Raw genomic sequence first — 26,085 nt, 5'->3', positions numbered from 1 at the left:
TGGCCTCGTGAAGAAACAGATTCCCGTGATCGTGGTCGCCGGATTTCTGGGCTCGGGCAAGACGACACTGCTCAATCACCTGCTCCGCAACAATAACGGCGTCCGCATCGGTGTGATCGTCAATGATTTCGGAGCAGTCAACATCGATTCGATGATGGTTGCCGGTCAGGTCGACTCGATGGTCTCGCTCAGTAACGGGTGCATGTGCTGCGCTGTCGATGTCTCCGACATGGACGAGATGCTCGACAAGTTGGCGCATCGCCAGTCCGAGATCGATGTCATCGTCATCGAAGCCAGTGGACTTGCTGAGCCGCGCAACATGATTCGACTCGTACTCGGCAGTGAGAATCCCCGTGTTGCCTACGGTGGACTGGTAGTTGTTGTCGACGGGGCGAATTTCCGCTCGACGCGCCGCGACCATCCCGAATTGGATCAGCACGTCGCACTCGCGGATTTACTGGTCGTCAACAAGATCGACTGTATCGGCGACGAGGATCGCATGGAGTTCACCGCGGTGATTCGTGGTCTCAACCCGCGGGCGCCTATCGCGGAGGCGGCGCAGTCGAGGATCGATCCCGGACTGTTGTTCGATGCCGGCGCACCGTCTGCTCCGCGTCCGGGTGAGCAACTCAGCCTCGAGGAGTTGATGCGGGAGGATCACGACTCCTGCGGGCACGATCACGTGCATACACGGTACGAGGCAGTCGATTTTGTTTCCGCCGCACCGCTCGACGCCAAGACGGTCACCCGGTTTCTCGAGAATCAACCGGCCGGTGTCTACCGCATCAAGGGATACCTGAACTTCGAGATTCCTGGTTACACAGGAAAATTCGAGGTTCAGACGGTGGGGGATCATGTGCGGATCACGCCCCTCCGCTGGAAGGCCGGCGAACCCCGAATAACGCAGTTGGTTGTGATCGGTACCGGCATGGACTGTGCGGCCGTAGACGAGGCCCTACGCGAGTGTGTTCGAAGCGTCGGCGTCGAACCCCACCCGGACGCCATGTTGGGATTACATCGCTATACCGTCGGAGCGTGAGTGAATCAGCTGTATCTGTATACGAAGCGATCCGGCGCAGACGTGATGTGCGTGCAGAGTTCTCAGGCGAGGTAATCCCGGATGACGTCTTGATGCGCATTCTCGACGCTGCTCACCGGGCGCCGAGCGTCGGGAACACGCAACCCTGGGATTTTGTCGTCGTCCGCAAGCCCGAAACGCTCGGGACATTTGCTGCTCATGTGGCAGATGCGCGGGTGAATTTCGCGAAGTCTCTGCCCGAGGACCGGCGCGAAACATTCGATCCCATCAAGATCGAGGGGATCACCGAAAGTGGCACCGGGATCGTGGTCACTTACGACCCGTCGCGGGGCGGCCCCAATATCCTGGGTCGCCATACTGTCGACGACACTGGACTGTTTTCCGCGGTACTCGCGATTCAGAACCTGTGGCTGGCGGCGGTTGCCGAGGACATCGGGATCGGGTGGGTGTCGTTCTACGACGAGGCATATCTCACCGAACTGATGAACATTCCGGCGCCGGTGAGGCCCATCGCCTGGCTGTGTATCGGGAAAGTGACCGAGTTTCAACAGGTTCCGGACCTCGAGCGCTTCGGATGGAAACAGCGCCGGCCATTGGCCGACGCTGTCCATTTCGAAACGTATTGAGTTGTAAGGCGGGCGTTTAGCGCGCTGCGGGCCGTGCGCCACCGGTGCGGGGACGGCTTGCGCCGCCGGTGCGGGCACCGCGTGCCTGTCCGCCCTGTCCGGAACGTGCCTGTCCGCCCTGTCCGGAACGTGCCTGTCCGGAACGTGCCTGTCCGGCGCGTGCCGGGCGTGCTCCGCGGCCGGGACCCTGCGGCTGAACCGGTGCCTTGGGGGCCGGGGTGACGTGCGGGGCGATGTCGCCGACAAGCGCGATGACGTGCTCGGAGTTGGCAGTCGAACGAATCGAGGTCACCTTGATGGAGGCCTTGCGCATGAGGATCGCGAGATCCTTGCGCTGCTCCGGCAGGACGACGGTGACAACGTCACCGGCGCTGCCGGCGCGAGCGGTACGGCCGCTGCGGTGCAGGTACGCCTTGTGCTCGGCCGGGGGATCGACGTGGACAACCAGCTGGACGTCATCGACGTGAACGCCGCGAGCGGCAACGTCGGTGGCGACGAGAACGCGGGCCTCGCCGGCGGAGAACGCCGCGAGGTTGCGGTCACGAGCAGCCTGCGACAGGTTGCCGTGCAGGTCGACGGACGGGATACCCGATTCGGTGAGCTGGCGAGCCAGCTTGCGAGCCTGGTGCTTGGTTCGCATGAAGAGGATGCGTCGGCCGGTGCCGGAAGCGAGCTTCTCGACGAGAGCCTTCTTGGCTTCGACGCCGTCGACGTCGAAGATGTGGTGCGTCATTGCTGCGACGGGGGAGTTGGCCTCGTCGACGGAGTGCATGACCTCGTTCTTGAGGAAACGCTTGACGAGCTTGTCGACACCGTTGTCCAGGGTGGCGGAGAACAGCAGACGCTGTCCGTTGGCCGGGGTGGCGGACAAGATGCGGGTGACGACGGGGAGGAAGCCGAGGTCGGCCATGTGATCGGCCTCGTCGAGGACAGTGATCTCGATGGCGTCCAGACTGACGAACTTCTGCTTCATGAGGTCTTCAAGGCGACCGGGGCAAGCGACGACGATGTCGACGCCGGCCTTGAGTGCCTGGACCTGACGGTGCTGCGAGACGCCACCGAAGATGGTGGTGACGCGCAGGTCGTAGGCGGAGGCCAGCGGCTCGAGGGCTGCGGTGATCTGGGTTGCGAGCTCACGAGTCGGCGCGAGGATGAGTCCGAGCGGGCGGCCTGGGCGACGCTTACCACCGGCTAGTTCGCCGGCGAGGCGCGAGACCATGGGGATGGAGAAGGCGAGCGTCTTACCGCTGCCGGTCTTTCCGCGGCCCAGTACGTCGCGTCCCGACAGGGTGTCGGGGAGGGTGTCGATCTGGATCGGGAAGGGAGACGTGATTCCGCCATCTTCGAGGGCCTTGACCAAGGGTGCGCGTACACCGAGGGAAGCGAAGGTGGCAGTCGAGGTGTCAGACAAGTGTGTTCAGAGCCTTTCGGGGCACTTTGCGTGCCCGGATGTCGACACGGAAATATCCCGGTCTGACAATCAAGCACAATGGTGGCGGCGCTGCCGGTCGGCAGGCTTCTTCGCCGTAAGAAGTTCGGGTGCGTTAAGCACTCTGCGCGAACTGAAGTTGCGTTCTTTCGACGCTGGATGCCCACTTTCGGACACCTAGTAACGGCAACCCTACCTGCAGATGACGGTTTCCCTACAACCCGACCCACTCGGAAATGCCGCTGGAGAAGTGTTGACGCTTCCAGATCGGGACTTCAGCTTTGATCCGTTCGACCAGTTCCGCGCACGCTGCAAATGCTTCGGCCCGATGCGGCGCAGCGACAGCAGCGACCAGCGCAAGGTCACCGATTTCGAGATGCCCGACGCGATGAATTGCAGCGACAGGTAGGCCGGTGGAAGCCGATACCTCCTCGCAGCAGGTGCGCAGAAATCGTTCGGCGTCGGGATGTGCCTGGTATTCAAGGGCTGAAACTTCTTGCCCGCCATCATGATTGCGGACCGTTCCGGTAAAGGCGACGACGGCGCCGTTTTTCGGCCCGGCAACGGCGGCGTCGACGGTCGCGGTCGAGATGGGGTGCTCGGAGATCTGTGCCAGCAGTTCACTCATCGTGCATTCCTCCGCCTGCAACCTGCGCGAGCAGGTGATCGATGATGGGTTCGAGGACGGAAAGTCCGTCCTTCACGCCGCCCGGCGAGCCAGGCAGATTGACGATGACAGTGCTCCCCGTGGGGTTGCCTGTGAGTCCGGCCACTCCGCGACTGAGGGAAGCGTGAGGGGTCTTTTCGACGCCCTTGTTCCGGATAGCTTCGGCAATGCCTGGCAGTTGGCGGGTGAGCACCGCGAGGGTCGCTTCCGGGGTGGCGTCGGTGGGGGAGGCGCCGGTTCCGCCGGTGCTGATGATCAGTGCGGGGGCACCCGATTTGGCGTCTGTGATGCCGGCGGCGATCTCGGCATCCGCGTAAACGAGAGGCCCGCGCACCTCGAAATCGCGATCTCGGAGCCACTGCGCGATGGCCGGTCCGGTGGTGTCGGGACGAGTGCCGGCGGCGCCGCCGGTGGAGGCGACCAGTACGACTGCGGACCGGGTGCTGGTGAAGGCGAATGGTGCAGCGGTGGGGGTCGGTTCGCTCTCGCGCGTCCAATGTCCGTGTTTACCACCATCTTTGGTGAGAAGGCGGACCCCGTTCATCGTGGCACCGGGGTCGATTGCCTTGACCATGTCGTGCAAGGTGAGTCCGGCAATCGCTACTGCGGTGAGGGCTTCCATCTCGACGCCGGTCTGCCCACGAGTTTTGGCTGTGGCCTCGACGGTGATGGAGTTGTCCGTGAACCCGAATTCCACCTTGACGGACGAAAGCGCCAGTTGGTGGCACAGGGGAATGAGTTCCGATGTCTTCTTGGCCCCGGAGATTCCGGCGATTCGTGCCGTCGACAGCACGTCGGCTTTGGGCATGCCGTCAGCGCGGACAAGTCGGACCACCTCGGGCGTCGTCACCAGTTCGCCGGCCGCGACGGCAATGCGCGTCGTCTCGGCTTTGGCGCTCACGTCGACCATGCGGGCGCGGCCTTCACCGTCGACGTGTGTCAGTTCTGTCATCAAATCCTCTTCTTCAGTACCAGGTGGAGAGCGGAATGACGTCGACGAGCGTACCGGCGTCGAGTTCGGTGACGTCGGCGGGAATGTCGAGTAGTGCGTCGGCCCAGGCCATTGCGGCCACGAGGTGGGAACCGGCACCCGAGACGAGTTCGACGCCGTCGTTGGTGCGTCGTGCTCGCAGGAATTGGCGCTTGCCGGGAATGGATCGCAGGGGAGCGGTCAGGGCGTGACGCTGCGGCGCGATGGACGGCAGTCCGGCGGCATGTCGGATATCGCCGCGCGCAAAGACTTCGAACGAGATCATCGTGCTCACCGGGTTGCCGGGAAAGCTCAGTATCGGAACTTCGTTGACGACGGCGGTGCCCTGAGGCCCGCCGGGTTGCATGGCGACGTGGCCGAACTGTGCGCCTAGTGGCCCCAATGTTTCCTTGACTACCTCGAAGTCTCCCATGGACACACCGCCGGAGGTGAAGACCAAATCTGCGACAGATGTTGCGTACGAGAGTAGTTCGCGGAACATGTCAGGATCGTCGGTGCTGCGCGCAACCGATACGACGTCAGCTCCGTTGGCTCGGGCCAACGTCGCCAGAGCGGGACCGTTGGAATCGTAGATTTCGCCCGGTTCGAGTTGCGTTCCCGCACTCTTCAATTCGGCACCCGTGGTGATGATGGCGACGCGTGGCGGCGTGTACACGGTTACCGTGGCAGCGCCGACGGCGGCGAGTGCCGCAATGTGTCGAGGTTCGAGGCGAGTGCCCGACCGGACCAGCAGCATTCCCGCGGTGATATCGCTGCCGCGTTCGCGCACGAACTCACCCGCGGCGCGGCCGCGCTCGATGGTGACAGTGTGCTCCGAGTGGTTGGTGGTGTCCTCGACCGGGATGATGGCGTCCGCACCTTCCGGGATGGGCGCTCCGGTCATGATCCGAAAAGCTGAGCCTTCGAGGTGCTTCGGGGGTTTACCACTGCCGGCAGCGAGAACTCCACGCACGGTAAGTGTGACCGGTACGGTGCGCACCGACTGCGCGTCGACGGCATATCCGTCCATCTGCGAGTTACGGAACAACGGTAGATCGACGGGCGAGTTGACGTCTGCCGCGACGATGGAGCCCAAGGCTTCGACGACGGGGAGTGGAGTAGGCGCAAGGGTATGCAATGCGGCCAGTAATCCGGACACATGGGCGCGATGATCTTCGACGGAACGTGCGCTCACAGCAGCAGCAGCCTCTTTCATCTCCTGATTCTAGGCGGAGTGATCCGTCCGACACATCAGGCTCTGACACATGTCGTTGAATGCTGCGCCATACTGGAGTGATGCGGAACCTGGTGCGGCAATGACTCCCGTGGCGATGGGGATCCCCACTGTCCGTGGCGATTCTGTATCAATGGCAGGTCGGCCCGATTCGACTGCGTTGATCGACAAGTTCGGGCGCGTTGCCCGCGACTTCCGCGTCTCGATCACCGAAAAGTGTTCACTGCGTTGCACTTACTGCATGCCGGAAGAGGGCTTACCGGCCATTGCGCCACAAGATTTGTTGTCTGCTGACGAGATTGTTCGGGTAGTAGGTATCGGAGTTGACCTAGTCGGTATTCGGGAAGTTCGATTTACCGGCGGCGAACCGCTGATGCGTAAGGATCTAGAGAAAATCATTTCGGGTTGCGCCCAGCGGGTTCCGGGAATTCCGTTGGTAATGACCACTAATGCTGTCGGTTTGGAACATCGCGCAGCGCAATTAGCGGCAGCCGGGTTGACACGGGTGAATGTGTCATTGGATTCAGTGGACCGTGCACATTTTGCAGAATTGACGCGCCGCGACAGACTTCCTTCGGTATTAGCCGGTATTCGTGCCGCAGCGAAGGTTGGGTTGGCGCCACTGAAAGTCAACGCTGTGCTGATGCGCGAGACTCTCGCCGGGGCCCCCGAACTACTTCAGTGGTGTTTGGATGCGGGCGTGGAGTTGCGATTCATCGAGCAGATGCCGCTCGACGCCGATCACACTTGGGCGCGGGCAAACATGGTCACTGCCGACGAGTTGCTTGCCGAATTGGGCGCACAATTCGAATTGGCGGAAATCGGCCGCGACGATCCCAGTGCCCCGGCCGAGGAGTGGAGCGTCGACGGCGGCCCGGCCACGGTCGGGATCATCGCGTCGGTGACTCGCTCCTTCTGCGCCGATTGTGATCGCACCCGGATGACGGCGGAGGGCACGATTCGGTCCTGCCTGTTCAGTGATCGCGAAGTGGATCTGCGGGCAGCACTGCGGTCCGGAGCCTCGGACCAGGAACTCGCTGATCTGTGGCGAGGCGCGATGTGGAATAAATGGGCAGGTCACGGGATCGCATCTGCGGATTTTGTGCCCCCGGAAAGAAGTATGGGTGCAATCGGTGGTTGATTCGGAAACGATCTCGGTTCGGTATTTTGCGGCAGCAGCCGACGTAACCGGTTGTAGTGCAGAGAGTGTTGCTCTGACGCAATCGAGCACGCTGGCTGATCTTGTTGCGGTGTTGTCCGACAAATACGGCGTCGAGATGGCACGCATCTTGTCGGTGTCAGCGTTCCTCGTCGGAGATGAGTTGACGCGTGATGTCGAAAGGGCCACGGGGCCTGTCGTGGACGTCCTGCCGCCCTTCGCCGGCGGTTAGGGAACCTGTTTTCGAAGTTTCTTCGAAATAATCCAGATGCGACCTCATTGTGTAGGTACCGACCGAAATGATGAGAACACTTGTTCTGATTGAATGTCCAGTTACTCTTTCAAGTTGCATTGGATTTGTCTCGTTCCTGCTGGATGTAGACGTATTTCACGTCAATTGTGTTCAATTGGTTGATTTTTCAAATGAGAAAAGAAGATTTGAAAACTAGTACTTTTGGTGGGTGTGCATTGTTCTAGCTTTTGGAGAGCGTGTCATTCAATTGAATGACGTCAGCATTTCCGGCGTGCGGAATGGTCGAATTGCCGTGCTAGGTTCAGTTTCAAATCCGATCCCCGAAAAGTCCTGTGAAAGGGAATTCTTCATGTCTGTCAATTCCAAGCGCCGCGTTGGCTTCGTTTTTGCACTCGTCAGCGCAGCAGCGCTCGCTGCCCCGACAATGGCCGGCGCAACAATCGGTTCACTCGCATCTTCAGATAGCGGTTCACTCGGTTCTCTGGGCACCGGTTCGTTCGGTTCTTTGGGCGGCGGCTCGCTCGGTTCTTCCGGAGAGGGCTTCACCTGCTCGGCTCTCTCCACCGACAAGGACCCCGCCGGCTGGGGCATCCCGTTCGATGACGAGAAGAAGCAGCTCGCCTTCTACTCGTCCGAGAATGTCCTGGACACGGACGGCTCGCTGGAACTCAAGATCGTGGAAGCTACGCCCAACAACCGTTCGGTGTCGTACCACTCGGCCGGCTCGGTCCCGCTCGCCGAGGTGGCAACGAAGGAGATCGGCTTCGCGGAGAAGGCTCCGACCTCGCAGGCGTCGTTCCAGCTACGTCTGTCCCATACCAAGAACCCGAACGACAACGGATTCACGACCCTCTACTGGGTTGCTGCTGGTAATGACGTTGTTGACACCTCTGCCGGTGGAACTCACACCAATATCGAGGGCGGCAAGTGGATCAGCACGCGCGACATCGGCAGTGTGCCGAGGAATGTCCCGACCAGCCTGGCTGACATCGTCGCCGCCAACCCCGCCGCCACGGTCGAGCATTACGGAATGAGTGTCGGCCGCGCAGATGCCGGCGACACCAACGTCGACGCCGTGAAGTTCAACGGTTGCACCACCAACTTCGCGGTAGTGGCGTCCACCGGCTCGCTCGGTAGCTTGGGCAGCCTCGTCGGCAGCCTCGGCAGCTGATACCGGTTGGCGTCAGCGCCACCAGGTGTCTAGTGGTGTGACAGGCACAGTCCGCTTGTGACGCGTGTTCGTGTACATCTTCTCCAGTTTTTCGGCTACCTCGTCGGCAACATCCTTGCCTTCGAGGTAGTCGTCGATCTGGGTGTAGGTGAGCCCCAGTGCCACCTCGTCGGGAAGGGCCGGGCGGTCGTCCTCGAGATCGGCGGTCGGTACTTTGCGCCAGGTGCTCTCCGGTGCGCCCAATTCCTGCAATAGTGCTGCGCCCTGGCGCTTGCTCAGGCCCGTCAGGGGAGTGATGTCGACTCCGCCGTCACCGAATTTGGTGAAGAAGCCGGTGATGGCCTCGGCGGCGTGGTCGGTACCGATCACCAGGTACCCCAACTGTCCGGCGATGGAATACTGGATCATCATGCGCTCGCGGGCTTTGATGTTGCCGCGCACGAAGTCTCGAAGTTCGCCGTTACCCAATGCCTCGGAGGCTTCGCGGGCGGTGGCGTCGGCACCGGGCTTGACGTTGACGGTCAAGGAACGGTCGGGCTTGATGAAGCCGAGCGCGATCTGAGCGTCGGATTCGTCGGCTTGCTCCCCGTAGGGGAGTCGGACGGCTACGAACTCGGCATTGTGGCCTTCGTCGCGCAGTTCGGTTGCTGCACGTTGAGCGAGTGCGCCCGCCAAGGTGCTGTCCTGGCCACCGCTGATTCCGAGGACGAATCCCTGTGCCGGAGTTGAGAGTAGATACTCCTTGAGGAAGCGGACGCGCGCAGCGATTTCCTCGGCGGCGTCGACGGACGGCTTGGCGCCCAGTTCTTCGATGATGCTCTCGCGCAATGTGGCCATGGGTAGAACTCTAGCGAGCGGTATCGTCTCGCGCATGAGTGCTCAGCAGGTTCTGGTGGTCAGTGCGACAGCGGCAGAAGCGGCCTATGTTCCGCAGGAATTCGAGTTGGTGATTACCGGCATCGGAAAGGTCAGTGCGGCAACGGCTGTCGCGTCGGCGCTGGCCAAGTTCAGTTCGGGCGCGTTGCCGCTGGTGGTCAATATCGGTACCGCCGGCGCGCTACATACTCATCACGGTGGGCTGTTCGTGCCGGGTGTTGTCATCAATCACGACATCAGCAGCGCGGCAATTCGATCCTTCGGTCATGAGGTTGCTGATCGGCTGGAACTGCTCGGCGGCGACGATTCAGTGCTCGCGACCGGTGACGCGTTCATCTCCGATGCCGCGGTCCGTGATGCGCTCGCCGAGCGTGCCGACCTCGTGGACATGGAAGGATTCGCTGTTGCCTACGCGGCCACTGTCGCTGGCGCGCGTTGCCGATTGGTGAAGCAGGTGAGTGACCAGGCTGACGATTCCGCAATGGACTGGCCGGCCCAAATCGATGCCAGCGCCCGCGAATTGGGACGCTGGCTGATCGACAACGTGTGAGCTAACCCTGCGCGGTGAGGATCAATCCGTTGCCGTCCGGCTTGCGGAGCGTCAGGGTGTCGGCGTCGAGTGTGTAGGCAACCTCGCCGTCGAGCACAGTCAGAACCTGGCGTTCGACGGCGGCTACGTCCTCCGTGCACGCCATCATCGTGGCGCCCATCGGGGTGAAGGTGATGGTGGTGGCGGTTACCGTTGCCGATCCCGTCATACGGTTGCATCCGGAACTGCCGCTGACCGTGCCGTCGGCTGCAATCGTGAAGTTCGGCGCTGAGGCTTCGAGCGCGGTGCTGGTGCTGATGGCGTCGGGAGTGATGAGCGACGTCACCGTCCACGTAGTGCCCTGGACGGGACGGTCCGGATCAACAACCTTCTTGTCGGCCAGTGTGACTGTGGCGTCGGCCGTCGTGAGGGTCAATGTGTCACCGGAAAGCGTCCACGCCGGTGTTGCGCCGATGAGTGTGGCCACCCAGGCGTCGGATTCCATGACTCCGGGTTCGCACGCCATCATGGTCGAGGCCAAGGCGTCGGCCGTGATCTTGCCGCCGGTGAATGTCACTGTGCCCGTGGCGTTGTTGCATCCGGCTGTCGCGAGAATCCGGCCGGGAGCGGTGAAGTCGAGGGTGAGGGGACCGCCTCCCGGAATGGGGGTTCCGTCGACCGCGGTGGAAATGAATACCCGACCGGTTGGGTCGGAGCCTGCAACTGCCGCACTGGAAGTGGCGGTGGAAGTGGTCTCGGAACCACCAGGCGAGTCGGAATTGCTGGAACAGCCGCTCACGGCTGCGATGGCGAGGAGGCCGATGACGGCGGCTGCGATGCGCATTTGCTCAGACTAGGTGGTGAATTGGGCTCGATGGCATCAACATCGAGTAACGCGCCGGACAAGATGTTCCCAGCCTTCGGTAAGCCGTGCCGGTGTCATTCCGAGGTCCCGAACCTGGTGCAAGACGAGTGACGCTTCGAGTGGCGCGAGGAGCGCGGAGGCAAGTAGTTCCAGATCGCCGTCGACACCAGCTTCTCGAAGCAGGCTGATCACATGCATGATGCCGAGGCTGCGGGCCGGTCCGCCGAAGCGGAATTCCGGCGCATTCTCAGCGGCTCGAAGCACGTCGCCTTGTACTTCCATCATTGCGATCCGAGCGCGCCCGAAGGCGACCAGTCGGTCTATCGGCGGCGCTCCGGGGCCTAGCGGCGGTGGTCCGAACATGAACTGCTGCTGGAGTTCTCGTTCCGTATGGTCGAGGAGGGCCTGCATCAGTCCGGATCGACTGCCGAAGCGTCGAAATACTGTGCCCTTGCCCACACCCGCACGGCAGGCGACGGCGTCCATGGTGAGTGCGTCGACACCTCGTTCGGCAACAAGTGTGGCTGCGGCGTCGAGCAGAAGTGCCCGGTTACGTGCAGCGTCGCCGCGCTCGACCGGTTGCATGCCGATTCGAGGGAGAGGGGTTGGGGTCACTTGATGAAGGTTACAGGGCGCAGGAATACAAGTGGACCGTGGTCCGTTTAAGCTGATATAACTTTCAATCAGATTCACCCACCGCACCAATCTCGAAGGAAGCACCTCATGTCTCAGAGCAATGTTCTCGTTCTCGTCGGAAGCCTGCGCGCCGGATCCGTCAACCGCCAGCTCGCTGAAACGGCAGTAGCCGCTGCGCCCGAGGGTGCGGCCCTGAGGATTCTCGAAGGCCTTGCCGAGGTGCCGTTCTACAACGAAGACCTCGACGTCGAGGGTGCATCTATCCCGGCCGTCGACGCACTGCGTAACGCCGCCGGTGACGCGGACGGATTCCTTCTCGTCACGCCTGAGTACAACGGCACCATTCCCGCTGTCCTCAAGAACGCCATCGACTGGATCTCGCGTCCGTACGGTGTCGGCGCAGTCACGGGTAAGCCGGTTGCGGTCATCAGCGCATCCCCCAGCGGCAACGGTGCGAAGTGGGCGCACGACGACACGGTCAAGGCTGTCGGCGTTGCCGGCGGCAAGGTCATCGAAGACACCGCTCTGAGTATTGCCAGCACCTTCGACAAGTTCGGCACCGAGCACCCGCGTGAGAACGCCGAGGTTGTTGCTCAGGTCTCCAAGGTTGTCGCAGACCTGGTGGACGCCACCAAGGCGCGCGTCGACGCCTGATCTTTTTGTTCTCCACTCGGGGGCCGTGCCGGAAGGTACGGCCCCCGAGTGCTGTGCTGGATCACAAACCCTCGCGTTCCATGGCCGCGTCGACGGCATCTCTTACGGCCTCGAAGTCCTTGCCTGCCAACATCGCTTCGCCCATTGCCTCATCGATGCGATCCGACACTGCCGCGTACAGGCGTTCCCAATTCTCTTTGTCGCGGCGCCAGTAGCCCATGACATGCATGTCGGTCGCCGGGATTTTCAGAGTGTGCCGAAGGTAGTTGCGTAGGCGGCGCGCGTCAGCTGCCTCGACGGCGCACCAGATGTATCCGGTGCCGTCCGGTCGGGGATTTTCGGTCAGGGCGGCGGCCAGGGCCTCGAGGGTTGAGTCTGTGTCGCTGATCCATCGGTAGTCGACGACGGCGTCTGTTGTGATGGTCTGCTGTTCGCTCGCATCAGGTATCTGCGCGATGACGCGGACGGAGAGTCCGGCGGGCGCTGTCTCGAGAATTCGGCCGAGCGCGGGTAGTGCGGCGTGGTCGGCGACGAGTACGAGTCGCTCTGCGTTCTCGGGCGGACGGAACCATCCGCTGGCCGGCCCGAGTTCGACGGTGTCGCCGGGAGCGGCCGACTCGGCCCAGTGCGCTGCCCCACCGTGGCCGTGGAGAACGAAGTCGATATCGACTTCGCCCGACGAGTGTGTCCATCGACGCACTGTGTAACTACGGGCATGTGGTGGATCGAGGGGGAATCTGACGAGGACTCGTTCGTCGGGCAAACCGCTCGATTCGAAGGTCTTCAAGCCTGATCCGCCGAAGGTTATTCGGCGCATCAGTGGGGTTACCTGCAGCGTTCGTAGGACGGTCGCCTGGTGGTGCTGAGATTCGTCGATCGGGAGTGATTCCACCCCTCTCATGGTAGGGGTGAGACGGCGTTGTGAGGCGTGGTCGGACCCCGGGTATGAATGTGACGGGTGACACGCCGACGCGCGGGAAAAGTGCTTGGAAATATCGGCTCTGATCTGGGTCGACCTGGGAATTCCATCTTTGTGACTCACAACATGTCGCGTTATGTGTTTCTGTCGGCCACTAGGTGTAGTGTCTTGAGCACTGAGAGACCACAACGCGGAACGCTTGAAGCGAGACTCCGGCAATCGGTCTAATCGGTGCTGAACATCACTACATCGGCCTTTGTTGGCTACGCGAAAGAGGGACTCTCAATGAGCATCACCGTCTACACCAAGCCCGCTTGCGTTCAGTGCAATGCCACCTACCGTGCGCTCGACAAGGCCGGTATCGAATACGACATCATCGACATCACCGAGGATGCCGAAGCCCGTGACTACGTCATGGCGCTCGGATACCTCCAGGCACCCGTCGTGGTTGCCGGTGAAGATCACTGGTCGGGCTTCCGCCCTGATCGCATCAAGACCCTGGCCGTCGCTGCTTGAAGTGCATCCGCGCCAGCCGTCGACGAGACAGTCGAGACTGCCGGTGCGTCCGAGTAAGTCCTTCCAGGCACCGTAATGGGAAATGGTGACAACCGATGACTTCGCTGGTCTACTTTTCCAGCGTGTCGGAGAACACCCACCGATTCGTTCAACGTCTCGGACTGCCTGCGACACGTATACCTATCCATGACCGTGACGGCTCATTTCGTGTTGACGAGCCCTATGTACTGATCCTGCCCACCTACGGTGGCGGGGTTACAGTGACAGGCCGCGACACCAGTTATGTGCCCAAGCCGGTCATTCGTTTTTTGAACAATCCACACAACAGGTCGTTGATCAGAGCGGTGATCGCGGCGGGAAACACCAATTTCGGTGAATCCTTTTGCTATGCAGGAAACATCATTTCCCAGAAATGCCACGTTCCTTTTCTGTACCGGTTCGAACTCATGGGCACTGCCGAGGACGTCGAACGGGTACGAGAAGGATTGGGGGAGTTCTGGAATCATCTCGAAGCAGAGAAGGAGAACGGGCAGTGGCGCCAACCATCACTGACACGATCGCGGCTGGAAGCGTAGAGCGTGATGTACGCGGCGGTGATTCCACCAACGGTCTCGACTACCACGCACTCAACGCCATGCTCAACCTGTACGGCACGAACGGCGAGATCCAGTTCGAGATGGATGTCGCGGCAGCTCGTCAGTACTTCCTGCAGCACGTCAACCAGAACACCGTGTTCTTCCACAATCTCGACGAGAAGCTCGACTACCTCGTCGAGGAGAACTACTACGACGCCGAGGTTCTCGACCAGTACTCACGTACGTTCGTGAAGTTCCTGATCGACCACGCGTACTCCAAGAAGTTCCGTTTCCCGACGTTCCTGGGCGCGTTCAAGTACTACACGTCCTACACGCTCAAGACATTTGACGGTAAGCGTTACCTCGAGCGTTTCGAAGATCGTGTGTGCATGGTGGCACTGACGTTGGCTGCCGGTAACGAAGATCTGGCTGTCGAGCTCGTCAACGAGATCATCGCCGGACGCTTCCAGCCCGCCACCCCCACGTTCCTCAACTCCGGCAAGAAGCAGCGTGGCGAGCCCGTGTCCTGCTTCCTGCTGCGCATCGAAGACAACATGGAGTCCATCGGACGTTCCATCAACTCGGCCCTGCAGCTGTCCAAGCGCGGCGGCGGAGTTGCCTTGCTGCTCACCAACATTCGTGAGCACGGCGCCCCCATCAAGAAGATCGAGAACCAGAGCTCGGGTGTCATCCCGATCATGAAGCTCCTCGAAGACTCATTCTCCTACGCCAACCAGCTCGGAGCCCGTCAGGGTGCCGGTGCCGTGTACCTGCACGCGCACCACCCCGACATTTACCGTTTCCTCGACACCAAGCGTGAAAACGCCGACGAGAAGATCCGCATCAAGACGCTCTCCCTCGGCGTCGTCATCCCGGACATCACGTTCGAGCTGGCGAAGAAGAACGAAGACATGTACCTGTTCTCGCCGTACGACGTCGAGCGCATCTACGGTGTCCCGTTCTCCGACATCAACGTCTCCGAGAAGTACTACGAGATGGTCGACGACAAGCGAATTCGCAAGTCCAAGATCAAGGCTCGCGAATTCTTCCAGACCGTCGCCGAGCTGCAGTTCGAATCGGGTTACCCGTACATCATGTTCGAGGACACGGTGAACAAGGCCAACCCCATCGCCGGCAAGATCACGCACTCCAACCTGTGCTCCGAGATCCTGCAGGTCTCCACCCCGTCCGAGTTCAACGAGGATCTGACCTACAGCCACGTCGGCAAGGACATCTCCTGCAACCTGGGCTCGCTGAACATCGCGAAGACCATGGACTCACCGGACTTCGCCAAGACCATCGAGGTCGCGATCCGCGGTTTGACCGCCGTATCGGATCAGACGCACATCTACTCCGTGCCGTCGATCGAGCAGGGCAACAACGATTCCCATGCCATCGGCCTTGGCCAGATGAACCTGCACGGGTACCTCGCACGTGAGCGAATCTTCTACGGCAGCGAAGAAGGCATCGACTTCACGAACATCTACTTCTACACGGTGCTGTTCCACGCCCTGCAGGCATCCAACCGGATTGCCATCGAGCGCGGCTCCTACTTCAAGGGCTTCCCCGAATCGCAGTACGCGTCGGGCGAATTCTTCGACAAGTACACCGACCAGGTGTGGGAGCCGGCAACCGACAAGGTTCGCGGACTCTTCGCCGGCGCCGAACTTCACATCCCCACGCAGGACGACTGGCGCGAGCTGAAGGCGTCGGTGCAGAAGCACGGCATCTACAACCAGAACCTGCAGGCCGTACCGCCCACCGGCTCGATCTCGTACATCAACTACTCCACCAGCTCCATTCACCCGGTGGCGTCGAAGATCGAGATCCGCAAGGAAGGCAAGATCGGTCGCGTCTACTACCCGGCGCCCTACCTGACCAACGACAACCTGGAGTACTACCAGGATGCCTACGAAATCGGGTACGAGAAGATCATCGACACCTATGCTGCCGCAACGCAGCACGTCGACCAGGGCCTGTCCCTGACCCTGTTCTTCAAGGACACCGCCACCACCCGCGACATCAACAAGGCGCAGATCTACGCATGGCGTAAGGGCATCAAGACGCTCTACTACATCCGCCTGCGTCAGATGGCACTCGAAGGCACCGAGGTCGAGGGCTGCGTTTCCTGCATGCTGTAGGTCGCTCCGCCCCCAACCGAACGAAGTGAGGAACTAATGGTCAAGCTGGTCAGTCGCGTTTCCGCGATCAACTGGAATCGCGTCCAGGACGAGAAGGATGCCGAGGTGTGGGATCGCCTCGTCAGCAACTTCTGGCTGCCCGAAAAGGTGCCGGTCTCCAACGACATCCCGTCCTGGGGAACTCTGACCGCTCCCGAGAAGCAGCTCACGATGCGTGTTTTCACGGGTCTGACACTGCTCGACACCATTCAGGGAACCGTCGGCGCCGTCAGCCTCATCCCCGACGCCATCACCCCCCACGAAGAAGCGGTGTACACCAACATCGCCTTCATGGAATCGGTGCACGCCAAGAGCTACAGCTCGATCTTCTCGACGCTGTGCTCCACCCCGGACATCGACGACGCATTCCGCTGGTCGGAAGAGAACCCCAACCTGCAGCGCAAGGCGCAGATCGTTCTCGACTACTACAACGGTGAGTCGCCGCTCAAGCGCAAGGTCGCGTCGACGCTGCTCGAGAGCTTCCTCTTCTACTCCGGTTTCTACCTGCCGATGTACTGGTCCTCACGGGCCAAGCTCACCAACACGGCTGACCTCATTCGCCTCATCATCCGCGACGAGGCCGTGCACGGTTACTACATCGGCTACAAGTACCAGAAGGGTCTCGAGCAGCTCTCCGAGGCCGAGCGCGAAGAGCTCAAGAACTACACGTTCGAGCTGCTTTTCGAGCTGTACGAGAACGAGGTCGAGTACACCCAGGACCTCTACGACGAGGTGGGTCTGACCGAAGACGTCAAGAAGTTCCTGCGTTACAACGCCAACAAGGCCCTCAACAACCTCGGTTACGAAGGCCTCTTCCCGAAGGACGAGACGGACGTCAATCCGGCTATCCTCTCGGCACTTTCACCCAACGCCGACGAGAATCACGACTTCTTCTCCGGCTCGGGAAGCTCCTACGTCATCGGCAAGGCAATAAACACCGAAGACGACGACTGGGATTTCTAGAGCGAAATCCCTTAGAAAAGACTCTGGGGTGAGCACGCCAATGCTCACCCCAGCGAGGATCGCTTACGCAACCCGTGTAGCAACGCCAGCGTAACGGTCCTCTCAACCGCATCGCAACCTCAGATTCTGAGGTCGATGCAACATCCTGGGAAATCTTCCTTGGATGGGAGACCAGCCTCACCCGGATGGGTGCAGGCGATACCGTGAAAGGCTGGCCAAAGTGCCTTCCATCACCGATCACTACGGGATCTCTGGTCCCGTTCCGTTTGTAGATGTTGATGTATCCATCGACAACCGACTCTTTGTCGATCCCCGTGCAATCCGCCTGCAAGGAGACTCAAACCCGTTCGCGCGCGAAGCGAATCGGTGTACCGAGACGTTCTTTTCCCAGGTTTCTCGGTGTGTCTTATCGCCGAGCACTGCGGATCACAGTTTCGGCCGACGTCTGTTGCAACAGTTCGAGGAGCCCTGGGAGACTCGCCTCGGTCTTGCTGTGAGTAGCTTCAGTGGGCACGGCGGAGCTGATGACGTGGGAATGCGCATGTGGGACACACTTGCAAATAACGTGGAGGCGTTGCTACGCGTCGGGTTGCTCCGCGAGGTCGAAGATTTGCCGCTGTTCGTCGAAGGCATTGATCGAGATATTATGTCCGACATCACAACTCGTATCATCTTCGCTCCACTCGCGGCATTCACGGCGGATGTCGTGGCGTCATATCCGCACTTCAAAGCTCATGGGCATCAGACTAAGACGTATCTGCGTCAGGTCTGGGATCCGTCGCAAGCGGACTGGGCGAGGGAGTCACTTCACCTTCCAGTCGTGGACGGCAAGCCGCTACTTTTGGTACCGAAGGAATGGGTATCGACCCATCTGTTGATGTCTGCGGGTCGATACTACGAAACGAGTGTCCTGACATACGCCCAGCTTGAACAGGCCGTGTACTCCCGTAGCGGAAAACTGCTCACCACGCCGAAGCGGTTGCTGAAGAAGCAACCGGGGCTTGGTAGGGGGCGTATGACTAACTTGAGTGTGACTCGACGTGCAGTTGGCAACGATGATGACTTGTTGGCGTCATTCAAGTCATTCGTCGATTTGCGATGGTTGCAGAGGCGGCGAGAGTTCGCTAGTGCGGTTGTCGCCTAGCGGCGAGTCCAACGACGAAGCCCGATTCCTGCTCACGCGGGAATCGGGCTTCGGTCGTTGAAGGGGAGTGGGGGCTAGCGCGAGAACCAGGCTTCTGCGTTGTCCTGCAACGCTTTTTCGAGACGCAGGCGTGAGGTATCAGTCAGGTCCGACGGAAGGTCGTCCGGCGCAAACCAGGCGACCTCGAGGTTCTCGTCGTCCGCGACATGGGCGTCGCCGCCTGTCCATCGGGCGAGGAAACAGACGTCCAGGTACTGCGTCACGTCGCCGTTCGGATACGTAATGGGCTCTGTGACATCAACACTCGTGATGCGGATCAACTCCGCGTCGACACCCGTTTCTTCCTTGGCTTCGCGCACAGCGGCCGACGCCGGCTCCTCGCCCGGCTCCAGAACACCCGAGACGACGGCCCACTGGCCGTTGTCGGCCCGGCGGGTAAGCAGGACCCGTCCGGCATCGTCGCGAATCACGACGCTCACTCCGGACAGCCAGAGCGGCGCGTGACCGACCTTCTCGCGCAAGGCGACTATGAACTCCGGAACCGGCACGAAATCAGCTCGCGTATCCGTTGAGGGTGCGTTGCAGATCAGCGAGCATTGCGTACGCGGCAGTGATTCCGTTGCCACTCCAAATTGGGTCCTCGGCGACGAATACGCGGTTGCCGGAGGCCGCGCCGAGTTCTCGCCACTGATCACTCTTCATGACCTCGGTGCCATATTCGAGCCCGCTGGGACCGTGGAACATTACGTAGATCAGGTCACCGTCGGCTGAACTGAGATCATCGGTCGGAACCACGGCAGTTGTTGTGTCCGTGAGCCGTTGGGCCGGTGGGCGTTGGGCACCGATGTCGCTGAGAACCTGACCCGCAAATGTCGCCGGTCCTTCGATCTCGAGATCTCGAGCGCCGAAACGGACTACCGATGCCTGGGTTTGCGCCGCATTCAGTGCCTCACCCAGTTGCCGGGCGTCCTGTTGATACCGATCCAACTGCGCTGTCGCGGCGGCAGAGCGCCCGAGGGCTTGGCCGGACAAAGCAAATTGCGCTTTCCAATACACCGGATCGGACCCGGCAAAAACCGTCGGCGCAACCGCATTGAGCTGTGAATACAGATCGGCGGACGAGGGCGACGATCCGAGGATTACGTCCGGGGCGGCTGCCTTGATCGCATTGACGTCGGGAGCACTGACGGGGCCGACGCTCGGAATCTCGGAGATACCGAAACCGAGGTACGACGGCTGCGGAGAATCAACGCCGGTAGTGGCGCCCACCACACGTTCCCACAATCCCAATGCGCACACTGCGTCCATCGAGGCGCTGTCGAGCACCACGATCCGCTGCGGATCCGAAGGCACTTCGGCCACGCCGGCTGTATGAACGACGTGGCGTTTCACGGCCGGACCGGCGCCGGCGTCGGGCGCTGTCGCCGCGGGGCACGCCGTCGCGGTATCGCGCTCGATTCCCAGGACCGCTGCTCCGACGATCGACGTCGTCGTGCGGACGATGGTGCTGGCAGCGTCGTCGGTGGAATCCGAGGAACAACCAGCGAGAACGAGCAGTGCGGCTGCGATACCGAGAACCGATGTACGGCGGACGGCAGTACGGACGGCAGTGCGGGGGAGAGTCGTGCGGGAGAGGGACGTGCGGGAGAGAACAGACAAGTCGACGGCTTCCTGTGTGGGCGGGCGCCGCTTTAGGTTAGCTGTTCGACTTGTTCAGCTCGAACGTATCCGAGAGGTCGTCGAGGATGAGGTGTGCGCCTTGAATGCTGACCGGTGACATCCAGCGCGAATCGTCGACGTCGATTGTGCGGCCGCGCAGTGTCTGCCACAGCGGGCTGGTGAGGAACGGCTTCGCGGCTTCGGCGCTCTTGCCTTCCGGATCCTGCCAAGTACTGACGAAGATGATGTCGGCGTCGGCCTCGTTGATCAGCTCGGGGCTGATCTTCATCATGATGTTTCCGGGATCAGCGGGGTCGGCTCCCTGGTTGGTGGGACGCGTGAGGCCGGCGTCCTCGAGGACGATGCCACTGAACGAGGTGGTGCGGTAAAGGCGTGCTGTCGGTTCGCCGGCAAAGCGGACGACGGAGATGACGGGGTTGTTCGCCTTCTCGTTGATGCTCTTGCCGACAGTAGCCGCGCGGGTTTCGTATTCGGTAATTTTCTCTTCGGCCAGTGACTCCTTACCGAGTGCCTCGCCGACCAGCCGGATGTTCTCCTTCCACGTCGGTCCTGTTGTCTGAGTGAAGACGGTCGGTGCGATTGCGGAGAGCTTGTCGTAGTTCTTTCCGTCGCGAACTTCGGCCGAGATGATCAGGTCCGGTTGCAGGGCGGCGATCTTCTCGAGGCTGACACTGCCCACCGTGCCGACAGACACAGCGTCGGCCGCGAACTCGTCGCGAGTTGTTCCCAGGTAGTCGGGGAGTCCCGGCTCGCGGTAGTCGGTGTAGCCGACCAGGGGAGACTCGAGAAGGAGTACAGCGTCCGTGAAGCTGTTGTCGAGTGTGACGATGCGCTGGGGTGCCGACTGGATTTCGGTGCTTCCGCGGAAGTGTTCGACGCTGCGTGGGAACTCTCCGGACTCGGAGGACGGACTCGCGCTCGTCGTGGGTTCGTTGCTCGAGCACGCTGGAACAAGTACCGCGATGGTGGCCGCGATCGCCGCGACAGCGGCGCGGCGGGGGAGAAACTTCACTGAATTTCCACTCCTGACATTTACTTAGGTAAGCATGACCTTAACAAGAGGATTTGATGGAATTGCAACCCCGGTGGTCGTGGGCGTTCGGCGCGACACGCCGAAACTCGAGATCGCAGAAATCGCAGCGGGAACACAAACCGCAGGTCGATCGTTCTGCGGGCGGGAAAACGGTCCCTCGAGTACGACGCTGAGTAGGACCGGGTCGCGGGGCGTCCGAGTCAAGGTCTACGATTCGATGAGCGCAAGCCAGAAGCCGTTTCCCGCAGCCCGGGTGACGGACCCTGCGGCGCGGCCGAAGGCTTTGTAACGGAGCCCGAGGAGCGACCAAAGGCACATTCAGGAGGATCAGTGACTGCCGTAGCGCCCCAGCCAGTCCCCGCGATAGCTGCAGCTAGGCCTTACCCGCCGCGGCAGGGACCCAAGGGCTCATTCATTTTCAAGATGATTACGACCACCGACCCCAAGGTGCTCGGAATCATGTACTTGGCGACTTCCATCGCCTTCTTCCTCATCGGTGGCCTGATGGCCCTGATGATGCGTGCCGAGCTTGCTGTGCCCGGCATGCAGTTCCTTTCCAATGAACAGTTCAACCAGCTGTTCACCATGCACGGCACCATCATGCTGCTGCTGTACGCGACGCCGATCGTCTTCGGCTTCGCCAACTACATTCTTCCGCTGCAGATTGGCGCGCCCGACGTGGCGTTCCCGCGTCTGAACGCGTTCAGCTACTGGCTGTACCTGTTCGGCGCGATCATCGCGACAGCCGGATTCGTAACCCCCGGTGGTGCAGCCGACTTCGGTTGGACCGCCTACACCCCGCTCACGAATGCACTGCATTCGCCGGGCGTCGGCGCTGACCTGTGGATCATGGGTCTCGCTGTCGGTGGCCTCGGAACCATCCTCGGTGGCGTCAACATGATCACCACGGTGATCTGCCTGCGTGCACCCGGTATGACCATGTTCCGCATGCCGATCTTCACCTGGAACATCTTCATCACCAGCATTCTGATTCTGCTGGCGTTCCCGCTGCTGACCGCTGCACTGCTCGGCCTGTTCGTCGACCGACATCTGGGTGGTCACATCTTCGACCCGGCAACGGGCGGTGTGTTGCTGTGGCAGCACCTGTTCTGGTTCTTCGGTCACCCCGAGGTGTACATCATCGCGCTGCCGTTCTTCGGCATCGTCTCGGAGATCTTCCCGGTCTTCAGCCGTAAGCCGATCTTCGGCTACAGCGGCCTGGTGTACGCAACGCTGGCCATCGCAGCCCTGTCGATCGCAGTGTGGGCTCACCACATGTACGCAACCGGTGCTGTTCTGCTGCCGTACTTCTCGTTCATGACGTTCTTGATCGCAGTGCCGACAGGCGTGAAGATATTCAACTGGATCGGAACTATGTGGAAGGGGCAGTTGACCTTCGAGTCGCCGATGCTCTTCTCGATCGGCTTCCTGGTCACCTTCCTCTTCGGCGGCCTGTCGGGCGTCATCCTTGCAAGCCCGCCGCTCGACTTCCACGTCACGGACAGCTACTTCGTTGTCGCCCACTTCCACTACGTGGTCTTCGGCACCGTCGTGTTCGCTACCTACGCCGGTATCTACTTCTGGTTCCCGAAGATGACCGGCCGCATGATGGACGAGCGCCTCGGCAAGTGGCACTTCTGGACCACGTTCGTCGGATTCCACGGCACGTTCCTCGTGCAGCACTGGTTGGGTGCCGAAGGTATGCCGCGTCGTTACGCCGACTACCTACCCAGCGATGGTTTCACCGTGCTGAACTCGGTATCGACAATCTTCGCCTTCGTTCTCGGCGCCTCCACGTTGCCGTTCCTCTGGAATGTCTTCAAGAGCTACCGATATGGCGAAGTTGTCACGGTCGACGATCCGTGGGGCTACGGAAACTCGCTCGAATGGGCAACCAGTTGCCCGCCGCCGCGCCACAACTTCACCGAGTTGCCGCGCATCCGCAGCGAGCGTCCGGCATTCGAACTGCACTACCCGCACATGGTTGAGCGGATGCGCGCAGAAGCGCACGTCGGCGTCGGCCACAACAGTAAGAACGACGCCCTCGAAGGCAGTTCTCACTAGATTTACATAGGTCAACGAAAAGGCCCCGCCCGAGCAACGGGCGGGGCCTTTTCGCTTGTCCGGTACGCCCTTGGCACAATAGGTGTCGATCACGACGCGAGTTAAAAGAAACGATCGGAGTTCTCGGTGGGTGCCTCTGACACCACTGTTCTGGTGACTGTGACCGGGCCTGACCGGCCCGGCGTCACCTCGGTACTGTTCGCCGCACTGTCGCGGCACGATGTGAACCTGCTCGACGTCGAGCAGGTGGTGATCCGAGGCAGGCTGACGCTCGGCGTTCTCGTCGTGTGCCCGAATGATCCGGAAGCGCTGCAAGAAGAACTTGACCAAGCCATGGCGACGGTCGGTATGAACATCGACGTCGAAATCGGTGTCGAGCCCGGACGGCCTGCAGTTTCCACACACGCGGTTGTAGTTCTGGGCAGTCCGGTCAATGCCCGCGCCATGCGCGGCGTTTCTCGCGAGTTGGCCAAGCAGGGTGCCAACATCGACTCCATTCGAGGCGTCGCGGACTACCCGGTCACCGGCTTGGAATTGAGTGTCACCTCTGCGGGCGACGCAGATTCGGACGCTCGATTGCGTACCGGTCTCGCGGAAGTTGCTGCCCTCGAAAACGTGGATATTGCAGTTGAGCGTGCCGGCCTAGCGAGGCGTGCCAAGCGACTCATCGTGTTCGACGTCGACTCGACGCTCGTTCAGGGTGAGGTCATCGAGATGCTTGCCGCCAAGGCCGGTGTCGAAGAAGAGGTTCGGGCAGTCACGGAAGCTGCGATGCGCGGCGAAATCGACTTCACCGAATCGCTGCATCAGCGTGTGGCAACACTTGCCGGGTTGGACGCTTCGGTTATCGACGAGGTGGCCGCGAGCATCGAACTGACACCGGGGGCGCGCACCACGATCCGCACCCTGCGTCGACTCGGCTTCCATTGCGGTGTTGTGTCCGGCGGATTCCGTCAGGTCATCGAAGGCCTTGCACACGAACTCGAATTGGACTTCGTGCACGCGAACACCCTCGAGATCGTCGACGGCAAGTTGACGGGCCGCGTTATCGGCGAGATCGTCGACCGTGCAGCCAAAGCCGTTGCTCTGCGTAAGTTCGCCGACCAGGTCGGCGTTCCCATGGAACAGACAGTTGCTGTCGGTGACGGTGCCAACGACATCGACATGCTCAACGCTGCCGGCCTGGGCGTGGCATTCAACGCCAAGCCGGCGCTGCGTGAGGTCGCCGACGCGGCACTCTCGCATCCGTTCCTCGATGCGGTGCTCTTTATTCTCGGAGTGACTCGCGACGAGGTCGAAGCTGCCGACGCTGAAGACGGCGGAGTTCGGCGCGTACCGCTCCCATGAGCCTGATTGACCCGCTCGATGCTGACAACACGGTGATGGCGGGACCGGACGCGCTCTGGCGCGCCCGGCACGCCGTGTTGGCTGCAGGGTACGGCGGTCGCCCTGATCCGACTGATCCGGCCCGGGTGTTGGCTATGCCGATCGTTCTCCACATCCCGAAAGCTGATCCGCCGCCGCGTAGTTCGCTCCTGGAAGCGGCAGCATCGGCGGCAGTGGCATTGTGCCTCGACGATCGTGTGGGGATTTCCGAGGATGGCGAGCCGGGGCCGTGGCAGGAAGACTTCACGGCCTGGGTGAGCGGACGGATCCGGAAGGTGTCGAGACGGGCGCGGGGAGCGCAGTGGCTCGCGGCTCAGGAAGTGGCCGGAATCACCGTCGAGGTGGGCGGTGCGCAGGCGCGGGCATTGGTGCCCGGGCCGGTCGGTGATCTTGATCCGCGGATCAAGAAGATGCAGATCGGTGGGACGGATCTAGACCACGACAAGCCTGGTGCTCCGGAACCGGGGTTGCCGGTGTTGTGGATCGCTTCTGCGCTGGAGATGACCGTCGGCAAGGCAGCTGCTCAGGTCGGTCATGCGTCAATGTTGTTGGCAGCGAACATGACTGACGACGAAGCCTGGCGATGGGCCCAAACTGGCTTCCGATGCTCGGTGCGTGACGCAGATGCGACGCAATGGGCGCAGGCAGTTGCGCGCCTGGAGAAGTCCGAGGCCATTGCGGTTCGTGACGCGGGCTATACCGAAGTGGCACCCGGTTCGATGACCGTGATTGCGGTTCCCAACTAAGGCTTCTCGACCAGTCCAGTATCGGCAACTTGGCTATGGGTTAAGTGGCCAGTGTCGTTCAGGCTGGTCGAGTGTTGAAATCAGTGCGTGTACCAGCCTTGGCTCGGAGACTCTCCTCGCTCTTCTTCGGTCTCTGGTTGTACGGCTTCTCGATGGCCATGATGATTACCGCCGGCCTCGGGCTCGATCCCTGGGATGTGTTCCATCAGGGTGTGGCCGAACGTGTCTCGATGAGTTTTGGTGTGATTACGGCAATAACGGGAGTCGTTGTACTGCTGCTGTGGATCCCGCTCCGTCAACGGCCGGGTTTCGGAACTATCGCCAACGTGGTTGTCATCGCTATCGCAGTGGATACCTCACTGGCCTTCTTGCCGGAGTTCAATTCCATGCCAGTTCGCATCTTCATGCTGGTGGCCGGCGTTCTTCTCAACGGACTGGCCAGCGTTCTGTATATCGGTGCGGGGATGGGGCCCGGTCCGCGTGACGGGTTGATGACCGGATTTGTTGCGCGCACCGGACTGTCCGTGCGGCTCGTGCGAACCACCATTGAAATCGTCGTTCTGGCAACCGGTTGGCTCCTCGGTGGCACCGTCGGAGTGGGAACCGTGTTGTATGCCTTGGGGATCGGGCCCACTATTCAGCTATTGATCAAGGTACTTCCTCGCTCGATGACTGCAGCCGTGATGCATGGCGGTGTCACCGGTGACGGAGAACCGGCGCGCAAGGTCAACGCGGTGGGACTTGTCTGAAGTTCGCCGGCGTCGGTGGGAG

General features: G+C 61.2%; 28 protein-coding genes. 17 read left to right on the top strand and 11 right to left on the bottom strand.

The annotated features are described in order from the left end of the window. Positions 1–7: 7 nt before the first annotated feature. Positions 8–1,039, top strand: coding sequence for a GTP-binding protein (locus tag MTX36_RS08555; protein ID WP_243619304.1), 1,032 nt, complete (start codon positions 8–10; stop codon positions 1,037–1,039). After that, a complete protein-coding gene (gene bluB / locus MTX36_RS08550) occupies positions 1,036–1,665 on the top strand; it encodes a 5,6-dimethylbenzimidazole synthase (protein ID WP_243619301.1) in 630 nt (209 codons plus the stop codon). Before MTX36_RS08555 ends, bluB begins: the two co-directional genes overlap by 4 nt. A gap of 16 nt (positions 1,666–1,681) precedes the next feature. Here bluB and MTX36_RS08545 read toward each other — a convergent pair whose 3' ends face one another. The 4 genes from MTX36_RS08545 to glp form a co-directional block, all read right to left on the bottom strand. Next, a complete protein-coding gene (locus MTX36_RS08545) occupies positions 1,682–3,076 on the bottom strand; it encodes a DEAD/DEAH box helicase (protein ID WP_243619299.1) in 1,395 nt (464 codons plus the stop codon). Between the two features lie 232 nt (positions 3,077–3,308). Continuing rightward, positions 3,309–3,722, bottom strand: coding sequence for a molybdenum cofactor biosynthesis protein MoaE (locus MTX36_RS08540; protein WP_243619297.1), 414 nt, complete (start codon positions 3,720–3,722; stop codon positions 3,309–3,311). Continuing rightward, on the bottom strand, positions 3,715–4,713 hold the full coding sequence (gene moaCB, locus MTX36_RS08535; RefSeq protein ID WP_243619295.1) for a bifunctional molybdenum cofactor biosynthesis protein MoaC/MoaB: 999 nt from the start codon (positions 4,711–4,713) through the stop codon (positions 3,715–3,717). The genes MTX36_RS08540 and moaCB overlap by 8 nt, the downstream gene beginning before the upstream one ends. 13 nt (positions 4,714–4,726) lie before the next feature. Beyond that, complete coding sequence (gene glp / locus MTX36_RS08530) at positions 4,727–5,926, bottom strand: gephyrin-like molybdotransferase Glp (protein ID WP_243619454.1); 1,200 nt, start codon at positions 5,924–5,926, stop codon at positions 4,727–4,729. A gap of 121 nt (positions 5,927–6,047) precedes the next feature. Here glp and moaA point away from each other — a divergent pair, with 121 nt between their 5' ends. The 3 genes from moaA to MTX36_RS08515 all read left to right on the top strand — a co-directional run bounded on the left by moaA (position 6,048) and on the right by MTX36_RS08515 (position 8,548). Next, positions 6,048–7,106, top strand: a complete 1,059-nt coding sequence (gene moaA / locus MTX36_RS08525; protein WP_243619453.1) for a GTP 3',8-cyclase MoaA — start codon at positions 6,048–6,050, stop codon at positions 7,104–7,106. Continuing rightward, a complete protein-coding gene (locus tag MTX36_RS08520; RefSeq protein ID WP_243619294.1) occupies positions 7,099–7,356 on the top strand; it encodes a MoaD/ThiS family protein in 258 nt (85 codons plus the stop codon). Before moaA ends, MTX36_RS08520 begins: the two co-directional genes overlap by 8 nt. A gap of 370 nt (positions 7,357–7,726) precedes the next feature. Beyond that, entirely contained in the window at positions 7,727–8,548 is an 822-nt protein-coding gene (locus MTX36_RS08515) for a hypothetical protein (RefSeq protein WP_243619292.1), read from the top strand. Positions 8,549–8,560: 12 nt separating this feature from the next. On the opposite strand, the gene nadE is transcribed toward MTX36_RS08515, so the two are convergent. Further along, the gene (gene nadE, locus MTX36_RS08510; RefSeq protein WP_243619291.1) at positions 8,561–9,385 is read right to left on the bottom strand and encodes an ammonia-dependent NAD(+) synthetase; all 825 of its coding nucleotides are present in this window, start codon (positions 9,383–9,385) and stop codon (positions 8,561–8,563) included. A gap of 34 nt (positions 9,386–9,419) precedes the next feature. Between nadE and MTX36_RS08505 the strand changes: the two genes are divergently transcribed. Further along, positions 9,420–9,974: a nucleosidase gene (locus tag MTX36_RS08505; RefSeq protein ID WP_243619288.1), complete on the top strand. Its 555-nt coding sequence runs from the start codon at positions 9,420–9,422 to the stop codon at positions 9,972–9,974. Between the two features lies 1 nt (position 9,975). Here MTX36_RS08505 and MTX36_RS08500 read toward each other — a convergent pair whose 3' ends face one another. Further along, the gene (locus MTX36_RS08500; RefSeq protein ID WP_243619287.1) at positions 9,976–10,797 is read right to left on the bottom strand and encodes an META domain-containing protein; all 822 of its coding nucleotides are present in this window, start codon (positions 10,795–10,797) and stop codon (positions 9,976–9,978) included. Between the two features lie 36 nt (positions 10,798–10,833). Beyond that, entirely contained in the window at positions 10,834–11,433 is a 600-nt protein-coding gene (locus MTX36_RS08495) for a TetR/AcrR family transcriptional regulator (RefSeq protein ID WP_243619285.1), read from the bottom strand. Between the two features lie 108 nt (positions 11,434–11,541). Between MTX36_RS08495 and MTX36_RS08490 the strand changes: the two genes are divergently transcribed. After that, on the top strand, positions 11,542–12,108 hold the full coding sequence (locus MTX36_RS08490; RefSeq protein WP_243619284.1) for an NAD(P)H-dependent oxidoreductase: 567 nt from the start codon (positions 11,542–11,544) through the stop codon (positions 12,106–12,108). A 61-nt stretch (positions 12,109–12,169) separates the two neighbouring features. On the opposite strand, the gene MTX36_RS08485 is transcribed toward MTX36_RS08490, so the two are convergent. After that, positions 12,170–13,009 (bottom strand): siderophore-interacting protein, encoded by an 840-nt coding sequence (locus MTX36_RS08485; RefSeq protein ID WP_243619283.1) that lies wholly within the window; start codon positions 13,007–13,009, stop codon positions 12,170–12,172. A gap of 303 nt (positions 13,010–13,312) precedes the next feature. Between MTX36_RS08485 and MTX36_RS08480 the strand changes: the two genes are divergently transcribed. The 5 genes from MTX36_RS08480 (at position 13,313) to MTX36_RS08460 (ending at position 18,405) form a co-directional block, all read left to right on the top strand. Next, on the top strand, positions 13,313–13,543 hold the full coding sequence (locus MTX36_RS08480) for a redoxin NrdH (RefSeq protein ID WP_094274915.1): 231 nt from the start codon (positions 13,313–13,315) through the stop codon (positions 13,541–13,543). Positions 13,544–13,638: 95 nt separating this feature from the next. After that, positions 13,639–14,118, top strand: a complete 480-nt coding sequence (gene nrdI / locus MTX36_RS08475) for a class Ib ribonucleoside-diphosphate reductase assembly flavoprotein NrdI (RefSeq protein WP_169632852.1) — start codon at positions 13,639–13,641, stop codon at positions 14,116–14,118. Beyond that, on the top strand, positions 14,076–16,259 hold the full coding sequence (nrdE, locus tag MTX36_RS08470; RefSeq protein ID WP_374230451.1) for a class 1b ribonucleoside-diphosphate reductase subunit alpha: 2,184 nt from the start codon (positions 14,076–14,078) through the stop codon (positions 16,257–16,259). The genes nrdI and nrdE overlap by 43 nt, the downstream gene beginning before the upstream one ends. A 36-nt stretch (positions 16,260–16,295) precedes the next feature. Continuing rightward, the gene (nrdF, locus tag MTX36_RS08465; protein ID WP_169632853.1) at positions 16,296–17,261 is read left to right on the top strand and encodes a class 1b ribonucleoside-diphosphate reductase subunit beta; all 966 of its coding nucleotides are present in this window, start codon (positions 16,296–16,298) and stop codon (positions 17,259–17,261) included. A 529-nt stretch (positions 17,262–17,790) separates the two neighbouring features. Then, positions 17,791–18,405, top strand: a complete 615-nt coding sequence (locus MTX36_RS08460; protein ID WP_243619282.1) for a hypothetical protein — start codon at positions 17,791–17,793, stop codon at positions 18,403–18,405. 74 nt (positions 18,406–18,479) lie between these two features. Here MTX36_RS08460 and MTX36_RS08455 read toward each other — a convergent pair whose 3' ends face one another. From MTX36_RS08455 to MTX36_RS08445, 3 genes are read right to left on the bottom strand one after another with little or no spacing between them, the layout of a single operon-like run. Next, a complete protein-coding gene (locus tag MTX36_RS08455; protein WP_243619281.1) occupies positions 18,480–18,953 on the bottom strand; it encodes an NUDIX domain-containing protein in 474 nt (157 codons plus the stop codon). Positions 18,954–18,957: 4 nt separating this feature from the next. Continuing rightward, positions 18,958–20,064, bottom strand: a complete 1,107-nt coding sequence (locus tag MTX36_RS08450; protein ID WP_243619280.1) for an iron-siderophore ABC transporter substrate-binding protein — start codon at positions 20,062–20,064, stop codon at positions 18,958–18,960. A gap of 37 nt (positions 20,065–20,101) precedes the next feature. Continuing rightward, positions 20,102–21,097: an ABC transporter substrate-binding protein gene (locus MTX36_RS08445; RefSeq protein ID WP_243619278.1), complete on the bottom strand. Its 996-nt coding sequence runs from the start codon at positions 21,095–21,097 to the stop codon at positions 20,102–20,104. Positions 21,098–21,131: 34 nt separating this feature from the next. Here MTX36_RS08445 and MTX36_RS08440 point away from each other — a divergent pair, with 34 nt between their 5' ends. From MTX36_RS08440 to MTX36_RS08420, 5 genes are all read left to right on the top strand, one after another. Continuing rightward, a complete protein-coding gene (locus MTX36_RS08440) occupies positions 21,132–21,407 on the top strand; it encodes a hypothetical protein (protein WP_243619277.1) in 276 nt (91 codons plus the stop codon). Between the two features lie 41 nt (positions 21,408–21,448). Next, positions 21,449–23,182 (top strand): cytochrome c oxidase subunit I, encoded by a 1,734-nt coding sequence (gene ctaD, locus MTX36_RS08435; RefSeq protein ID WP_243619275.1) that lies wholly within the window; start codon positions 21,449–21,451, stop codon positions 23,180–23,182. A 126-nt stretch (positions 23,183–23,308) separates the two neighbouring features. After that, a complete protein-coding gene (serB, locus tag MTX36_RS08430; protein ID WP_094272203.1) occupies positions 23,309–24,529 on the top strand; it encodes a phosphoserine phosphatase SerB in 1,221 nt (406 codons plus the stop codon). Then, entirely contained in the window at positions 24,526–25,314 is a 789-nt protein-coding gene (locus MTX36_RS08425) for an aminoacyl-tRNA hydrolase (RefSeq protein WP_374230450.1), read from the top strand. Before serB ends, MTX36_RS08425 begins: the two co-directional genes overlap by 4 nt. A 152-nt stretch (positions 25,315–25,466) precedes the next feature. After that, positions 25,467–26,063: a YitT family protein gene (locus MTX36_RS08420; protein ID WP_243619450.1), complete on the top strand. Its 597-nt coding sequence runs from the start codon at positions 25,467–25,469 to the stop codon at positions 26,061–26,063. Positions 26,064–26,085: the final 22 nt, after the last annotated feature.

The sequence above is a fragment of the Rhodococcus sp. ARC_M6 genome (assembly GCF_022810305.1).
Taxonomy (GTDB): domain Bacteria; phylum Actinomycetota; class Actinomycetes; order Mycobacteriales; family Mycobacteriaceae; genus Rhodococcus_F.
The sequence above is the reverse complement of the archived record's forward strand: the minus strand, read 5'-3'. Positions and strand labels throughout refer to the sequence as shown.

Excerpts from the sequence above, each read along its gene's own strand:
- MTX36_RS08540 (WP_243619297.1), bottom strand. The coding sequence starts at position 3,722 with ATGAGTGAACTGCTGGCACAGATCTCCGAGCACCCCATCTCGACCGCG.
- moaCB (WP_243619295.1), bottom strand. The coding sequence starts at position 4,713 with ATGACAGAACTGACACACGTCGACGGTGAAGGCCGCGCCCGCATGGTC.
- moaA (WP_243619453.1), top strand. The coding sequence starts at position 6,048 with ATGACTCCCGTGGCGATGGGGATCCCCACTGTCCGTGGCGATTCTGTA.
- MTX36_RS08515 (WP_243619292.1), top strand. The coding sequence starts at position 7,727 with ATGTCTGTCAATTCCAAGCGCCGCGTTGGCTTCGTTTTTGCACTCGTC.
- nadE (WP_243619291.1), bottom strand. The coding sequence starts at position 9,385 with ATGGCCACATTGCGCGAGAGCATCATCGAAGAACTGGGCGCCAAGCCG.
- MTX36_RS08505 (WP_243619288.1), top strand. The coding sequence starts at position 9,420 with ATGAGTGCTCAGCAGGTTCTGGTGGTCAGTGCGACAGCGGCAGAAGCG.
- MTX36_RS08500 (WP_243619287.1), bottom strand. The coding sequence starts at position 10,797 with ATGCGCATCGCAGCCGCCGTCATCGGCCTCCTCGCCATCGCAGCCGTG.
- MTX36_RS08490 (WP_243619284.1), top strand. The coding sequence starts at position 11,542 with ATGTCTCAGAGCAATGTTCTCGTTCTCGTCGGAAGCCTGCGCGCCGGA.
- MTX36_RS08485 (WP_243619283.1), bottom strand. The coding sequence starts at position 13,009 with ATGAGAGGGGTGGAATCACTCCCGATCGACGAATCTCAGCACCACCAG.
- MTX36_RS08480 (WP_094274915.1), top strand. The coding sequence starts at position 13,313 with ATGAGCATCACCGTCTACACCAAGCCCGCTTGCGTTCAGTGCAATGCC.
- nrdI (WP_169632852.1), top strand. The coding sequence starts at position 13,639 with ATGACTTCGCTGGTCTACTTTTCCAGCGTGTCGGAGAACACCCACCGA.
- nrdF (WP_169632853.1), top strand. The coding sequence starts at position 16,296 with ATGGTCAAGCTGGTCAGTCGCGTTTCCGCGATCAACTGGAATCGCGTC.
- MTX36_RS08440 (WP_243619277.1), top strand. The coding sequence starts at position 21,132 with ATGACCTTAACAAGAGGATTTGATGGAATTGCAACCCCGGTGGTCGTG.
- MTX36_RS08425 (WP_374230450.1), top strand. The coding sequence starts at position 24,526 with ATGAGCCTGATTGACCCGCTCGATGCTGACAACACGGTGATGGCGGGA.
- MTX36_RS08420 (WP_243619450.1), top strand. The coding sequence starts at position 25,467 with ATGGCCATGATGATTACCGCCGGCCTCGGGCTCGATCCCTGGGATGTG.